Source organism: Ensifer sp. ENS10 (assembly GCF_014852025.1).
Lineage (GTDB): Bacteria > Pseudomonadota > Alphaproteobacteria > Rhizobiales > Rhizobiaceae > Ensifer.
Map to the genome: position 1 here is coordinate 222,202 of NZ_JACVAS010000003.1, position 14,897 is coordinate 237,098.

At 59.0% G+C, this 14,897-nt stretch carries 13 protein-coding genes; 2 read left to right on the forward strand and 11 right to left on the reverse strand.

Annotated features, from left to right (window positions below; all coding sequences use genetic code 11):
- Positions 1-97: 97 nt before the first annotated feature.
- A complete protein-coding gene (locus IB265_RS14335) occupies positions 98-1,156 on the reverse strand; it encodes a maleylacetate reductase (protein WP_192371245.1) in 1,059 nt (352 codons plus the stop codon).
- Between IB265_RS14335 and IB265_RS14340 the strand changes: the two genes are divergently transcribed.
- Complete coding sequence (locus tag IB265_RS14340) at positions 1,149-2,204, forward strand: LysR family transcriptional regulator (protein WP_192371244.1); 1,056 nt, start codon at positions 1,149-1,151, stop codon at positions 2,202-2,204. The genes IB265_RS14335 and IB265_RS14340 overlap by 8 nt on opposite strands.
- A 291-nt stretch (positions 2,205-2,495) precedes the next feature.
- Here IB265_RS14340 and IB265_RS37745 read toward each other — a convergent pair whose 3' ends face one another.
- The 10 genes from IB265_RS37745 to IB265_RS14390 all read right to left on the reverse strand — a co-directional run bounded on the left by IB265_RS37745 (position 2,496) and on the right by IB265_RS14390 (position 12,490).
- Positions 2,496-3,395 (reverse strand): hypothetical protein, encoded by a 900-nt coding sequence (locus IB265_RS37745; RefSeq protein ID WP_246812739.1) that lies wholly within the window; start codon positions 3,393-3,395, stop codon positions 2,496-2,498.
- A gap of 202 nt (positions 3,396-3,597) precedes the next feature.
- Positions 3,598-4,173: an NADPH-dependent FMN reductase gene (locus IB265_RS14350; protein WP_210334493.1), complete on the reverse strand. Its 576-nt coding sequence runs from the start codon at positions 4,171-4,173 to the stop codon at positions 3,598-3,600.
- A gap of 79 nt (positions 4,174-4,252) precedes the next feature.
- Positions 4,253-5,128 carry a dioxygenase gene (locus tag IB265_RS14355; protein ID WP_192371241.1) on the reverse strand — a complete coding sequence of 292 codons (876 nt, stop codon included), beginning with the start codon at positions 5,126-5,128 and terminating at the stop codon, positions 4,253-4,255.
- A 60-nt stretch (positions 5,129-5,188) separates the two neighbouring features.
- Positions 5,189-6,763: a 4-hydroxyphenylacetate 3-hydroxylase N-terminal domain-containing protein gene (locus IB265_RS14360; RefSeq protein ID WP_192371240.1), complete on the reverse strand. Its 1,575-nt coding sequence runs from the start codon at positions 6,761-6,763 to the stop codon at positions 5,189-5,191.
- Between the two features lie 32 nt (positions 6,764-6,795).
- The gene (locus IB265_RS14365) at positions 6,796-7,368 is read right to left on the reverse strand and encodes a flavin reductase family protein (protein WP_192494856.1); all 573 of its coding nucleotides are present in this window, start codon (positions 7,366-7,368) and stop codon (positions 6,796-6,798) included.
- A gap of 179 nt (positions 7,369-7,547) precedes the next feature.
- Positions 7,548-7,736, reverse strand: coding sequence for a hypothetical protein (locus IB265_RS14370; RefSeq protein WP_192371238.1), 189 nt, complete (start codon positions 7,734-7,736; stop codon positions 7,548-7,550).
- Positions 7,737-8,287: 551 nt separating this feature from the next.
- On the reverse strand, positions 8,288-10,015 hold the full coding sequence (locus IB265_RS14375; protein WP_192371237.1) for a hypothetical protein: 1,728 nt from the start codon (positions 10,013-10,015) through the stop codon (positions 8,288-8,290).
- 32 nt (positions 10,016-10,047) lie between these two features.
- Positions 10,048-10,563: a hypothetical protein gene (locus tag IB265_RS14380; RefSeq protein ID WP_192371236.1), complete on the reverse strand. Its 516-nt coding sequence runs from the start codon at positions 10,561-10,563 to the stop codon at positions 10,048-10,050.
- A gap of 1,274 nt (positions 10,564-11,837) precedes the next feature.
- Positions 11,838-12,212 (reverse strand): helix-turn-helix domain-containing protein, encoded by a 375-nt coding sequence (locus IB265_RS14385; protein ID WP_192371235.1) that lies wholly within the window; start codon positions 12,210-12,212, stop codon positions 11,838-11,840.
- A gap of 14 nt (positions 12,213-12,226) precedes the next feature.
- Positions 12,227-12,490, reverse strand: a complete 264-nt coding sequence (locus IB265_RS14390) for a hypothetical protein (protein ID WP_192494857.1) — start codon at positions 12,488-12,490, stop codon at positions 12,227-12,229.
- Positions 12,491-14,227: 1,737 nt separating this feature from the next.
- On the opposite strand from IB265_RS14390, the gene IB265_RS14395 reads away from it, so the two are divergent.
- Complete coding sequence (locus IB265_RS14395) at positions 14,228-14,620, forward strand: helix-turn-helix domain-containing protein (protein ID WP_192371233.1); 393 nt, start codon at positions 14,228-14,230, stop codon at positions 14,618-14,620.
- Positions 14,621-14,897: the final 277 nt, after the last annotated feature.

Consider the following 14,897-nt stretch of genomic DNA (forward strand, 5'->3'; position numbering starts at 1 on the left):
CACCGCTAAGGGTCATCCTTTGCGGCGCGTCCCCAGACACGGGCGAAGGCGCGACTTGCGCCGCACTGTCGTACGGTCACTGAGTGAATACGCTCGGTCAACCGGGTCGCCGCCCCTCAAAGGCATCCTCGAGCAGGCGGACGATTTCCTCCGGCGTAGTCGCGCGGGGATTGTAGTAGGGCGTCTCGGTGACGAGGGATGCGGCGCGCGCGAGGTCATCGCGTCGCATCCCGACTTCCCGCAGGGAGGTCGGCGCGTTCAGCCGCTTCATCATGTCGTAGATGCCGCTAGCTGCGTGGGTGGTGCCCATTGCCCGCTCTATCCGCTGCATTGCTTCGGGCGCGGCCGTATAATTGAAAGCGAGCACATGGGACAGGATGACGCAATGGGTCTCGGCATGCGGCAAGTTCCAAGTGCCACCGAGCACGTGGCAGAGCTTGTGGTGCAGTGCCATCCCGGTCGTGCCAAGCACGGTGCCGCAGAGCCAAGCCCCATAGAGGCACTCACTGCGGCCGTCCAGGTGGTGCGGATCGCTTGCGACCACCGGCATCCCCCGCGAGAGGGCGCGGATGCCATCCTCAGCGATCATGGAGGTCACCGGATTGCGCTCTTTGGCGTAGAGCGCCTCGGCCGCGTGAGCGATCGCGTTGAATCCGCTCGCGACCGAAATCGACACCGGAAGATCGAGTGTCAAAGAAGGCTGGTAGATCACCGTCTTAGGCAAGACCCGCGCGTCATGGCCGGTCCGCTTCAGTCCCAGTTCGGTCATGCCGTAGATCGGGGTCATCTCCGAACCGGCATAGGTTGTCGGCACGGCCAGGATCGGCAGGGAAGAGTGCAGCGCGATCGCCTTGCCGAGTCCAACCGTCGACCCACCGCCGGCCGCAATCACGCAATCGGCTCCGAGCCGGTAGGCCTCGTTCCGCGCCCTCTCGGCGATTTCGACCGGTACGTGCATCACCGCGTGTGGATAGACGCCGACGCTGCGATCGCCGAGCCGTTCGGCGATATCCTCGGCCAGCGCCAGCTGATGTGGCGTCGAGAGTACCAATGCACGCCGCGCACCCAGCCGCTCGATCTCCTCGGGCAGGCGGTCGAGCGTGTTCGGACCGAATAGAACACGGGTCGGAAGTGAGTTAAAAACGAACGTGTCCATCGCGGTCTCCTCGCCATCTGAAGTAGCAACGCTGGTTGTGCTGCCTCACCTCTTGCAATATGGTATCCGCCAGCAACGCACCACTGCTTGGACGGCTATGAAGTCTATTCCGAGGAAGAACAGCGAAGAGCTCGATTTGCACGCACTGCGTGTCTTCGATACCCTGTTCCGCGAACGGAGCCTGACCCGAGCGGCGGAGGTGCTGAACACCCAGCAACCCGCGCTGAGCAAGACACTTGCCCGGCTACGCCGCTATTTCGACGACGCGCTGTTCGTGAGGGTGTCACTGCATATGGAGCCAACCGCAAAAGCGCTGCAACTGGAGGAGCCGGTGCGCGTCCTTTTGGAGGGTATGCGTCAGCTGGGAAACGAGCGGTCCCGTTTCAACGCGGCGGAGTCGAAAAGGACGTTCAACGTCTTCACAACGGACGCCGGAGTTATCGTGCTTCTGCCTGAGATAATCGAGCGCTTAATTAGCGAGGCGCCGGGAGTTCGGCTGAGAGCTGCGCAGGTTGGTCTGAGCGATCTCCACGCTGCCCTTGAGACAGGAGACATCGACCTGGCGATCGGCGAGTTCCCGCAGCTTGTGCGAGGCATCCGGCGGCAGAAGCTCTTTTCCGGCCGCCATATGAGCATCCTCCGGAAGGATCACCCCCGGCTGGGCGTCGATCCTGAGAGAAGCGATTTCGTCGCGGAGCAACATATCTTCATCACCGTGTCCGGGACCGGACACCCCCACCAGGTCGCCGAGCGTTTGCTCGAGGAGCAGCTACCACCCAATAACGTGATTGCTCATGTACCAAGCTTCACAGCGGCTGCTATCCTCGCCAAGCATACGGATGCGGTCGCGACAATGCCGGGCCCGATTGCGGTCGTACTTGCCAACGATCTCAACATGCAGTCCGTGAGCACGCCAATCGAGCTGCCGGCTTTCGAGATTTCGCAGTACTGGCACGAACGCTTCGACCGTGATCCCGGAAACCAATGGCTACGGCTGGTCTTCAACGCCCAGTTTGGCTCGGGCAAGAAGCAGCAAGGCCATGATTAGCTCATAGCGGTGCCGGTTGAGGCTCCGGCCATCCATCGCTGTGGGGAGAGAGAGTTCACGAAAGGCCGGCCTGATGCGATACGCTTCGGTAGCGGTGCCTTGCGTAGAGCCGCGCTATTTTGGCGTCCTTGTTTATCGCTGTATTGGATCAAGAATCCGAGTGCGTTCGTCCGGACGACGGCGTAACCGGGCGCTCAATCATCGACTTACTACTACTGCTACTCATGATTAGGAGCCGCAATGCGCATGCCGATTAACGCTGCAGACACGAGGCTGCGAAAAGTTGAAGGGTCATTCGCAACTTGCTTCCAGCTGCATAATGGCCTGTCCTCTTTTTCGGCTGGAACGATCTCGTGTTACGCAGTGGAGGAAGCGGATGTCTAATGGAGCACCAACGTCAAGCTCGTCCCTTTCGTCAACCACGAGCCGCGCTCGATGCTGCCGCCCCGAGACCAAGGGAGCCGAGATTGTGATTAGCGTCTGCCGCCAGGGCGCGCTTCCGTTCCCAACGCTGATCGCGCCGAAATAGTCCGCCGGCGGTGGCGCGTGCAGGTTACAGTCAATCGCGGCCTGGAGGATCGTGCGACCACGCTTCTCCTTCCGTTCAATGACTACGCCGCTGATCTCGTGGGCCCGACCTAGTAGGCGCGCGGCCTCGGCAAGCTCGCCTTTCTCTACCAGTCGGCGAGCTTCGGTCGATGAGCAGCGACTGACGCCCGGCGGGGTGTAGAGCGGTTGTGGCGCGACTGAAAAGGCGTGGCGCTTGCCGAGTTCCGTTAGAAACGCAATGTCCCCCTGCCTGTTGCGGCCGCAGGCGAAGTTCTCCCCCACTACAAGGACACGCATACTGAACCGATTTACCAACAGATCGAGAACGAACTCCTCAACGGGACAGCGCATCATCCGCTCGTCAAACGATAGAACGCAGCATTGGTCAACGTCGCCGGTCTCGGCGATTAGTCGTAGGCGCGTGGGCAGGCTACACAGAAGCGGCAGCTCTCGGTCGGGATGAACCACGCTGCGTGGCAGGGGGTCGAAAGTAACTACTGTGGTCGGAAGTCCCATCCGCTCGCCTATGCGGCGAAGGTTTTGCAGAAGCTGCCGGTGACCACGATGAACGCCGTCAAACGAGCCAACAGATACCACCGTGCCCGGAAACACTGCCGGACTTTCCGCTCCACTTATTAGCATGCTCCCCCCTTGATCCACGTAATGTCCCGCTCCCCGCCCCGGCCCGGCCAGCCGCCTGTTGCGACGTTCGACTGGCCAGACCTTGGCCGATCCCGGAGGGTTGCGCGTGGTGTCCCTTGACCCTCATCATTTTCTCGAACCAGAGGCCGAAACTCTCTTGGCAACCGGACGGGAGGCCGGGGGAACGCGAACGGGCATCCAGCTAAGCGGCGGACGGAATTCCCCGCTCCGTCCCCCGGCGCGCAACGAACTTGGCGAAGGCGGACAGTTGATCGGATACGATCTTTTTCGTCGCTTCGTCCTTGAGTTCCAGCGTCTCTGGGTCGAACTTGGTCTGCGCGAGACCGACAAAGACCTCGGGCGTGCCGAATGTCGCTGCGTTAAGGAAGGTCAACGCCATGCGCAGGTGATATTGCATGCGCGCGCCTCCGAGCGGACCGCCGGTTGCCGATTGAATAGCGACAGGCTTGTCCTTGAATGGCTGCGTCTCGAGCCGAGACAACCAATCCAGAGCGTTCTTCAGGCCGCCGGGGATCGTCCAATTGTATTCCGGCGAGACGATAATCACGCCGTCGGCACTGCGGATCGCCTCGCCAAGAGAGAGAACTTCAGTGGGTATCGCCTTCGCCTGCAAGTCGGCGTCGTAGAGCGGGATTCGGTCGAAGGGCGGTGCCACTACAAAGCGCAACTCATCAGGCGCTAGGCTCGGCAACGCACGCATCAGCGCGGTATTGAACGAGCGCTCGCGCAGGCTGCCGCTGATAGTGAGAATTTTCATCATTTATCCTTTCGGTTGTATGGTCAACTTTGCTGCAGCCGGGCTTTGCCAGATCAGGCCTACGCGCCGGCACGGGGCTTTAGGCTCTAGTGGCCGAGGTCGGTTGGAGCACGAAGTCGTATTCGAGCAGCCAAAATGGCTGGTCGGCGAGCCGCCCGGCAGGGGTCCGGGTGCCGGCCGGGATCTGGCAAAATTCCGCGATCAGCGGCGCCTTCACGCCATAGACGACGTCAGTCTCGATATACGGGCAGCTTTTCTTGAATATGTGCGTAACGAGCCGCCGGAAGCCGCGGGCCTCGATGGCGAAATGCACATGCGAGGGCCGCATCGGACTGATCTCGGTGCGCCCCATCAGTTCGCCGACGCTCCCATCCAGCGGGATCGAATACGCGACCGGCAGCACGGTCTGCATTACGAAAGAACCATCCTCCTGAGATTGGAACACTCCGCGCATCCACGGTTCGGCACTGGCGCGCTGGGCCTCATAGAGACCGTCGCCGTCCGCCTGCCATATATCGAGGGTCGCCCCGGTGACCGGCCGGCCTTCGAGGTCACGAACCGTACCGGTGATAAAGCAGAGTTCACCCCGCGCCCCGTTGGCAATGTCGGCACCGTTCTCGAACGGGGGTGAGCCGTGGACATGAAACGGACCCTCCACGGTGGTAGGTGTCGCGCCGCTGTCAAGCCGGTGGTTGATGCAGTCGACGAGCATGCTGATACCGAACACGTCGGAGGCAAGGATGAACTCCTGCCGCTTCTCGTTCGAAAGTTGGCCCGTGCGGGTGAGCCACTGGATCGCGGTCAGCCACTCTTCCTCGCTCGGCTCAACTTCACGGACGAAGGCGTGTAAATGCGTGATCATGGCTTGCATGATAGTTCGCAGTCGTGGGTGGGGTATCGCGCTCCAGCGCTCAAGCACGACATCAGTTATGTTCGTTTCGGTGACGTAAGACATTGCAGCATCCTTGATCGGTTGCCCCGGCGACACGCGCCGGGGTCTTGATACGTGCGAGCGTCAGGCGTGTTCCGCCATCGCGCCGTTGGGACGCCCCGGGGGCGTGAACCCGAAACCGACCGGGGCTCCGGCGTCCTGTGCCCGCGCATAGGAGGCCGAGGCGGAGTATTCGGTCGCCTCTTCGGGCTTCAACTCGATGCCGCAGACCTTGCGCGCCAACTGCGCGTAGTAGCCAGCGCCGGAAAATTCCGCGCGCTGCATGGTCAGCGACCGGATAGCCATGAGGGGCGTACCGTTAAAGTTCTCGAACATGAAGAGCCGCCCACCCCAATCGGAGAGATAGAGGTCGCGGATTACCCGGCCGATCTGCAGTCGGTCGTGCGGCTGGCCATTCGGCCCGGTGTTGAGGCGCTTCAGCCATGGCCCCAGCTTGCCGTCCTGCCACTGGCCCTCGGTCGCGAAGAGAAGCGCGCTGCGGCCGCACAGGTCGAGGAGCTCATACATCATCGAGGAGAAGTTCTCGAGATAGTATGCCCGGCCGAAATCGTAGAGGAGAATGTTCGGCTTGTAGTGCCCACCGGGGGTGAGAAACCCAAGCTCCTCGGATGCCACCACATGCGCGATCATAGCTTGGTGGAAGCCAACGAACTTAGCGACCCGCGTCTGCACGGCGGGGATCTTCGCCGTACCGATATGCTCGGTTATGAGGATGGCTAGGCCAGCCATCAGCTCGGCGCGCACCATTTGCCGGATGATTGCGTGGTAGTGCAGCCAGTCGAAAACGCGCTGTGGGTAGAGCTTGGCGTGATCCGGGTTGCCGATGTGGAACACGTATTTCCAAGGGATGAAGACGTGGTCGAATATCGTCATGTTGTCGAGCTCGTCGCCGGAGGAGGCGAGCGGATGTTCGACGACGTCATCCTTCACCGCGCTCTCGCGGCAGACCACCGTCACGCCTTTGGTGTTCACCGGCGTCATGGCGAAGATTACCTGCTCGGCCGGAATCCCGGGGCGGAAAAAGACGCCAATATGGATCCAATCTCCGAACGCGGTGCCCGTGCCGATTGCCTTGACGCCATCGACAACGATCCCCTGGTCGTTGATCTCCACCACCCGCAACGCCGGGGAGCGCGCCTGAGCATCCGGAGTCGACCGGTCAGCTTGTGGATCGACGAACTGCGGCGTGCAGTTCAGGTCGTTGTCTCGCGCGAACCGGAAGAAGTCGGTGATGTTCTGCGCCAGATCGCGGCCTTCCGCGCCAATCGCCGAGGTCTCCCAAGGCTGCGGATCGTCGACGTAAGTAAGCAACGGGTAGTTGTTCGCGTCGGGCAAACGCGGAAACGAAGTGCCGCCGACTTCGCGCATGACGGTCTCATGGTATATGCGCTTTCGACGGACTTCGTCTTTGTTGTGGTGGCCGAACCACTGCATCGAGCGGCGGACGCCGCCCTCATCGACGAAAGTCATGATGTCCTGCAAGTCCTCGCGGTGATGCAGGTCGTAGAAATCGGCGATCCGGCGGGCGTAATCGCGCGTCTTCGGATGCGTGGCTACGTTGTCTATCCTCTCGTTGCCGACCCAGACGTCGCGGCCGTCGTTGAGAGCTTCGAGATATTGCGTACCGGTGCGTAGCATTGTCTTCTCCTCCTCTAGTCTGCTGAGATTGGTCAGGCGATGTTGCGAACCGTTGCATAGGCGCGACGGTGGTAGATTAGCGGCTCTTCGTCGGCGCTGTGCGCGGTGGAGAGCACTTCACCGAGGATGAGGCTGTGGGTGCCGACCTCGCGGATGTCTGCGACGCGGCAATCCAGGGCCACGCGCGAGCGGGTGTAGTAGGGAGAACCCGTTGTCAGCACGCCCCAGTGCGCCCCCTCGAAGCGGTCGTGCATCGGGACCCGGCCGACGCCAGCGAACATCTGTGAAAGCTCGACCTGATCAGCGCCGAGGCTGCTCACGCAGAGCACTCCGTTCGCCTTGATGACCGCGTTGGCGGCACTCTTGCGGTTGACGCAGATCATTACCGTCGGCGGGTCGTCAGTCACCGCACACACGGCCGAACAGGTAAAGCCGGCCAGTCCGTACGGTCCGTCGGTAGCGACGATTGAGACCGTCGAGGCGATCTTCGACAGGGCTTCGCGGAATTCCTCGGCGGCGACATACACCGACGCTCCTTCGACGTCGCCCGCCGCTGGCTTGTTTGCCAACGTGGCCGGTCGACCAATGTCCGTGTGAGTATGCATGGTTTCCTCCCCAAGCTATGGGCCGCTGATAGACCGAGCTTCCTCAAGCGCGTGTTTCCTGGCCTGAGGTTGAGGTTCCCGCAGTTGCCTTTTCCTGACAATCATGCGGCTGGTTATGGGCATTATTGCCCAGAAGAGATGGACCGCGTGCCGCCGTCGCGTTCGCTTCGCCCGGGCTCCTAGTCGTCACCGAGTGTATTTAGGCCGCCTTCACCGGAGGGATGGCATCGGCCCGCACGAGGCTTTCCTGAAATAGCGAGATCGTCATCTGGAGCTTTGTTGGAAAGGCGAGTCTCCTCGTCAGAGCGATTATGGAGGGTCGGCAGCACGAAAATCTCGACATCGGCAACGCCGGAAATGGCGGGCATTTGCCCCTCGATCGTCCCATCGCTTCTGCGCCTTCGCCAGCAGCTTCTCACACGCAGGCAAGGAACGATGCTATTGCGCAGCGGGTGGCGACGAAAACTCCGGGGCCGGTCGTGGAAGTGCCGATTCGCTCGCTTTTTAGATTAGGTCGTGTAGGTAACCCCGTGAACGCAATCGATTATCCAACAAGCTCAACGTACGGCCACGGGAGCTTAGATCTCGCTTCTTCGGCTCGATCAGATCTTTCCCAACTGACGGCACGCCAGTCATCGCTGGCGTGTTCCACGACGTAACCGACCAGGCCTCCGTAGACCGCGATTGTGTCTGGACTAGAGACGACAAAGGAGTTGGCAAAACCGCCTCCTCAATCGACCGAGACAATCAGGCCAGTGAGGAAGCGCTCGCAACCTCCGCGGCCATTCATTTTCCCGCCTGTCGCGAGGGCGGCCGTTCGCGAAGTCGACTACGACGTCCGATTGGCAAAGCGAAACGTTGAGAACGCGGACGGCGATCCTGCGCTTACCCGGATGACCAACGAAGCGGCCAAACACGATCAGCGAGGTTCCGCCTCCACGATCTTTTCGTAAAGGAAGCGCGTCATAGCTGCGGCCGACAAGGCTCCAATCATGTGCCACCTGTCATCCTTGTGGGCGTCGCAATAATCTACGATGCCCCTCACTACCGCTACCTCGGCCCCGTGGGCCCACCCCGCGTCCCGAAGCCCGACGCTTTCCATTTCAACCGCCAGGACGCCATGCTTCTCGCGGAGTTCGTCTCGTATGACCGGGTCTTTTAGCAAGGTATCTCCGGAACCGATCTTGCCGAAGTGCACGATGGATGGAACAAGCTTCCTCCGTGCGTCATCTGGATGTTGCAGGAGGGAATCGTCCGCTGCGTGGAGGATGTCTGGAGGCAGATTCGAAAGATCCAATCCGAACTCCGTGAGCGCTCTCTCACGAAACGCGAGCCAATCCGAGTCGAAGCTCGTCTTCTCTGACTTGAAGTTGGCAACAAGCTGAAAGATCTTTTGAGAAAGTCGCTGATCCGAATCGCGGTAAGTGACTTCTCCTCCTGCGGTTCGCTTGACGTGGTCCCATTCGAAGACAGATTGGCCAATTACCACGTCGCCGAGCCTAACATGTTCAAGGGGCGTTCCTGGTAGTGGTGCGCCGCCTGCAATGCCGACCATGAATGCATGTTTGGTCTTGAAGGAGCGGAAGAAATTCGCAGCCGTCACGCCTGCCCTGGCGTTGCCCATCGTCGGTAATACAGCGAGAATGACGCGTTTGCGCTTGCCGGCGATCTGAACAAATATTTCTTTATACAACTGGGGGTCGCCATCGACCTCAAGAGTTTTTCCCTTTCCAAAAACCACTTCCACGGCCTCCCGTTCTTTAGGAAGGGCCGTGAGGATCGCAAGATCACACACTTCGGCGTCTTTTATAATGCGTTCTGCTGCGCCGTCCGTCTGAGACATGGCAAAAACCTCTTGGAATGCTGGATCGAAGGTGATGGATTCAAGTCGCGAGATATCGCAGTCGCGTATTCTTTGCAGTAGCCCGCTTGTCCGAGACATCTTGAGCAGGGCCAAGAAATCTATGTCGTCAGAAGGCGCGCCGGAAGGGATGCTAATACCCCCGGACAAGTTCATATTCTGAAAGACCGCGGCACTGAAATCCTTGGTGTAGCTTTCGAAGTAGAACGCGTTGATACGTCCATGAAAGAAGTTCTTGACTGCCAGATTGCGTCCATCGACCGGGAGCATCGGAATGACGTGCTCGACAATAAAGGCTTCTCTTCCCAGTTTCTCCGGCACTTCCTGCCATAGTCGTTCCAAGTGCGCGCTAGTGGTCTCGCTCCCAAGGTGGGGACGAAGGAAGTCGTATGCATCGTCATGCGGTGGCGTATCCAGCCAGGATCGGGCGATGTCCTTGGTCGCGCTACGCTGTCGCTTTGTCCAGCCGATCAACTGTTCCGTCTCACGGGAGTATGCATCGTATTGCGCGGAGCCTTGCCGATACTGCTCTATTTTACCCAACCGAAACTCGTCGAGCGAACTGCCGCCACCCACGAACGTGAAAAGATCGGAGACCTCGGAATCCAAAAAAGGGCGGAGTATTTTGGCCGCCAGAGCGTTCTCGTAGTATGACGCGGCAGGTAAGAAGATTCTTGAACCGAGCATGACGGCGAACCGGACGGCAAGGTCCATTTCGGCCACGGCTTTTTCCGAGAAGGCGAAGGTTCCGCGCTCCTCAAGAAAATGTATGTCGAAGAAATGCAAGAATAACTTGCGGTGCCGTATAGAACCGGGTTTCAGGACCAGGGAAGCTTGAGTTGTTTTCGGTCCTTGAGGCATATTTCTCTATAAAGGTCGCACGCAGTGTCCAGATTGCCTTTGAGGTCCACAACGCCCCAGGCGTTGAGTTCATCAGCGTAGTCCCGCGGAATTCCATCCAGGACGAACACCCGCTTTCTTCCGGCGAAGGCTATCGCTATTTCAGCGAAACTATTTGGTCCGATATAGCTGCGTCGTCCGTGTTTTTCGAAGTTCGCAACTAAAATCCCGATCGTCCGTGGGTCTCGTATTTTCCTGATATGGGCTATCGAAGCCCCGCGCTTAAATCGGTTGTATTCCGCCTGAGTTCCATATTCCGCGGTAAGATCTACATCGTCGGGCGGGATTGCGAGGATGTCCCGCTCAGCAAAGTGCTGAGCAATGCGCTCCATCTGCGGCGCAAAGGCCATACTTCCGCAGATGACAAACCTACGCTGGAACGGCCGTTGCTCCTTCAACGACGGGTGAGAGCCCTGTGAGACGACGTTCTCCATCAAATATCTCTCCAACCCCTGCTTGAAAAAGTCCACATGCAGACTCGCCTTTTACAAAGAACCGTAGCACGAAGTCCTCTGGAGAGGTTACATGCGCCGGCGGCACGTGAATAGGTAGATCGTCGGGCATCTCGGAAAAATAGAGTGGCTGTCCACGTTGGACAATACGACCGATTTCGTAGCAGGTGGTCTTTCCCACATATCCACACTTGCCCGTGACAACGTATACGGCGTCTGCGGAGAATATTTTCTCGAGAGTTTCCGTCTGTATCGCAGCATCGGACGCATCGGGTCTGTCGCTGGAAAAGCGTACGAACTCTCGACCGGAAACTATTTCCGCTCCTGATGGCGATAGCACTTCCAAGCCATGAGACGTAAAAATCCGAAGCGCGCTCTGAACGCTAGGATAATTCTCCACTCGAAAGCTGCCGATGAGGGCGACCTTGCGGACTGTCATGTGACACTCGTAGAAAGACGATAGACTAGAACTTGGGTGCGCAGCATGGAATACCGCAAGCCCGCGCAACCTATGGACGATTTCTCACTCGGTGGCAAGATCTGCCCATCGTGGATGTCGCCATTTAAGACGTTCAAGCAATAAGGATATCGCGGCATCATTATGCCGCTGACGTAGTGTCATCCGAGGTTTGGGCTTGCACCACAGCGTCCGTCGCGGAGCTTCAGCGTCATAGATACGCGCGTCGCTATCATGTGTGGAGAACTGGGAGCTGAAGGGCATCAAGGCCAAGGTTTCAGGAACAGAAACCAGCCACCGATCATTTCCGTGCAGGCGTCCTCGCAAATCCCGCGGCCACCCATCCCAGCAGCCAGCCTAGAACAAGGACGGCGGCAGGCGGTCCCAACGCAACTGCTGCCACGGGTCCCGGCGAGAACGGACCCGGCAACGTGATGTTATCGGGTCCGAATATCGCTCCTGCGGGTATGTCGCCCTCTTCCCATTTCCGCTCCCACGGGTCGCAGGCAAGCTGACCCGACCCGCAAGGCGGGAGGGCAACGGTTTCCGTGCCTGGGTCGCGTAGACGCCACGCCACGTCCGGCGCTGCGATGAGGACGGCTGCAAACGCAATGATCCACAAGAGCGTAGCGGCGATCCAAAGTCGCAACCAGCCCCGAGTCCAGTTGACGGCTCCATTGCCTTCGGAAAGACTTCCGTTCTCCACCACTCGTCAGCGTCCCCACCTGTTAAAGTCCAATCAGATATAACTCGACGCCCCCCCCGCGGAACAGGGTCCCCTGGGAGCGACGCCCCGCGCTTACGCCAACGTGATTGACTGCCCCTCATCGGCTCTGTTGCGGACTGAGATGTGCCCACCCCCCTGCTCCAAACGCTGAACTTCAATGGAGATGTCGTAACCGAGAGCCCTCAACACGGTCAGAAGACGCCAAACCGAGTAGTCTTTTACATTGCCATTGACGATGCGGGAGACGTCGGGTTGCTTCAGCCCCGCGACCTTTGCGGCCGCGGCCTGTGACAGACCTCGTTGTTCAAGCGCGACCGCAATCTGGTTTGCCATGAAGAACTTGGCGCGGGTCTCGGCGGGATCGGCATACCCGCGGTCCTTGAGATAGTCGCCGCCGCCGATGACAAATTCATCGTCGGCAATTTGGGGCTTCGCGCGTTTCGCCATTTCCTTCGCTCCAATCAGCAGACATCCTTTGGCTGTCTGGCTCTGTTGAGACGCCTTGCCTGAAACCTCTCCTTTAGCTCGGTCCGATGGAGGCTGTAGTATTCCTCGGCACTCTTCCATTTTAAGAGGCTTTCGATCTCCTCGCCCGGAATTTCGCCGCCCTTATGCGACTGCTTGCTTCCGGCGTGGAGGATGAAGATCACCTCCTCGAACTCGGCCGCATAGCACGTGAGGTAAGTAATGTTCGGGAACGCGAACCGAAGCTCGGAAATCCCCACCAACTTGGCCGTTGAGTTCGGTCTTGTCTTCCTTGCGGAGGACCTTTCCGTTCTGGACTGCCGTGATCAGCTTGTCGGAGCCTTCCCGCACCGTTCTTGGCATCGCTCGGTACGCTTTCAGCGCCTGCCCGAGATGGATCACCTCTTTTACGTCTACCGCACCGTCTGTCGTCACTCTTCACCTGTTTTATAGTGGAACCGCTATTTCGTCAATCAGAATGCCGGCCTTCGGGTATGTCCCCGGCATGCCAGGGGCTTGGAATTCCAAGCCCACCCCAAAAGGATCGCGACGTCGAGAATTTGGACGGACCTAGCTCCATTGTTCAGAATGCTGCGGGTAGAAAGAAGGCTGCCGGCTTCCAATTCTGCAGACAGCGTCTGCAAAAATCGACAGGTGCGCCGAGCATCGCCATTACGTCGGTAGACAGGGAAATGAAGGGCGCTGTGAACGCGAATGAGGGAATACGCATGGCAGACTTCTTCCTTCGCATGCCATTGGGCAGCGGTGAAACACGGTTCAAAAAATGTTCAGGAGGTGGTCGTTGCCGGATCGTGATACCGACCGGCGCGCTACCGCGCTGCCGTTATGAGAGCCGCTGCGTCGAATGCGTCATGAGAATGAAAGTTTGAAATGTTGCGATCCATGGTGCGCCACCTTTGAGCCCAAAATAACGGGGGGTGACCTCGGCGATCGTTGCCGAGCGGGCTCAGCGAACGATCTACCGGGTTTCCCGTTTGCCTATTCGTGTCGCTGTCGAAGTCATAAGACTGCTCCGTGGTCCATTTAGCTTCGCTTGTACGCGGGAGCTCGGTCTCAAAGGCAACGAACAAGATATCGCCGATGGGAAAGATGCCGAGAAGGAATTATGGGAGAGGAGGAAGGCTGCCGCGAGCTGCAACGACAATAGCTTTCTGCGTCACACGGGATTGGGTTGGTCACTAACGCACAACGGCCTCCATTTGCGCGACGACGGCATGACTAACCATTTTGTGATCCTCCACCTTCGCGTCGGCGGTGAAGCACTTAGGGCCTCGCCGGACTTGATGTATTCGAGTCACGATGCATCCGAAGTGCTAATTGTCGAGACAAAATTCTCGAGGCAGCCCATACTGAGGAATTTGTGGCTCAACGTGTGGGCACAGCTTTGGTGCTACGCGCAGCTTCAGACAGCATCTCAGGCCAAGAGGTGGACAGTCATCGGAGAGGTTCGGGGTGAAGCTTGGTCGAGCGGCTATGGCCGCGGTCGCAACCGGGTCGAAGGGAACAGGGTGCTATTCCTGCGAGCCCTCGTGCGACGCAAAACCGAGGACCCCTGCCTACGACAGGTTCTTTCGCAGGCTGTTCGAAACCTACGTTGGGCATTCCTGACGAACCACGTTCGGAATGTTGAAGTGTGTCCTCTCAGCCTACTTACTGAGCGGTCGGTTCCACTACCGCTGCTGGGGCAAAGCTGCCCTCAGATTTCCACGGACTTCTCGGGACAAAGGTATTGATCGCGTGCTACCCTGCTGACAGCGATCGCAGCATGGTGATCGACGTCCGAAGGGCCACCGTTTAGCATATATCGCGTCTGCGGGCGACCTCACTCTACACCGGGCAGTTGCTGCCATCATCAATGCTGTCTCCGGCGCTGCCAGAGCTTTTTCGCGTCAATCTATCATTTGTGGGAGTAGACACTGAGATGCGCTGGCCTCAAGTTCCGCCCCCCATCGCGACTCATACCGCAGGAGACCATTGTGACCAATCCCAAGTCCCCAAACGAAGTTGACGTAACGGTTGGCCGCAACGTCAGGCGCATCCGAAACATGATCGGCATGTCCCAAGAGACACTAGCCGCGAAACTCGGGCTAACTTTCCAGCAAGTTCAGAAATACGAGAAGGGTACAAACAGGATATCGGCGAGCAAGCTGGTCGCCATGTCCCAGGCTCTCGACTGCAGCATCGGGCAATTTTTCGCCGACATTGATGCGAGCACGAACACCGTGCCCCTTCCTAAAGTCAGTGCTGCAGCGCTGAAGCTGGCAAGCGAGTTCGACAAGATCTCATCTGATACTCAGCGCGGCGCGGTCGCCAAGCTGGTCGAGTCGTTGGCACGCCCGTCCGTGCGCGCAGCGCCTGCAGAGGAGTGATCGCGGCTTGGCGGGCGTTACAGATCAAATTGTCAGTTCGCCCGACCTGAGATTAGCCGGATGGGACGCCGAACGAGTTGCAGCGGCGTTCGCTGGCGCGTATGCAAACGTCGTAACAATCACGCTCGATTCTTTGGCGTATCGAAACTCGACGTATTGGCGGCGGTCAGCGACATCAGGATGTAGATGACAGCGAAAGCTGACGAAGACAGCAAACCAGTCCGCGTCAAGCAGTTCTTTCTTCGGAAAGCAGCGACGCCCACGGACGCAGTCCGCT

What these genes read in the sequence shown, in the direction of transcription:
- IB265_RS14360 (WP_192371240.1), bottom strand. Translation starts at nt 6,763, where the DNA reads ATGCTACGCACCGGTACGCAATATCTCGAAGCTCTCAACGACGGCCGC.
- IB265_RS14335 (WP_192371245.1), bottom strand. Translation starts at nt 1,156, where the DNA reads ATGGACACGTTCGTTTTTAACTCACTTCCGACCCGTGTTCTATTCGGT.
- IB265_RS14385 (WP_192371235.1), bottom strand. Translation starts at nt 12,212, where the DNA reads ATGGCGAAACGCGCGAAGCCCCAAATTGCCGACGATGAATTTGTCATC.
- IB265_RS14370 (WP_192371238.1), bottom strand. Translation starts at nt 7,736, where the DNA reads ATGCCCGCCATTTCCGGCGTTGCCGATGTCGAGATTTTCGTGCTGCCG.
- IB265_RS14355 (WP_192371241.1), bottom strand. Translation starts at nt 5,128, where the DNA reads ATGTCTTACGTCACCGAAACGAACATAACTGATGTCGTGCTTGAGCGC.
- IB265_RS14365 (WP_192494856.1), bottom strand. Translation starts at nt 7,368, where the DNA reads ATGCATACTCACACGGACATTGGTCGACCGGCCACGTTGGCAAACAAG.
- IB265_RS37745 (WP_246812739.1), bottom strand. Translation starts at nt 3,395, where the DNA reads ATGCTAATAAGTGGAGCGGAAAGTCCGGCAGTGTTTCCGGGCACGGTG.
- IB265_RS14380 (WP_192371236.1), bottom strand. Translation starts at nt 10,563, where the DNA reads ATGGAGAACGTCGTCTCACAGGGCTCTCACCCGTCGTTGAAGGAGCAA.
- IB265_RS14350 (WP_210334493.1), bottom strand. Translation starts at nt 4,173, where the DNA reads ATGAAAATTCTCACTATCAGCGGCAGCCTGCGCGAGCGCTCGTTCAAT.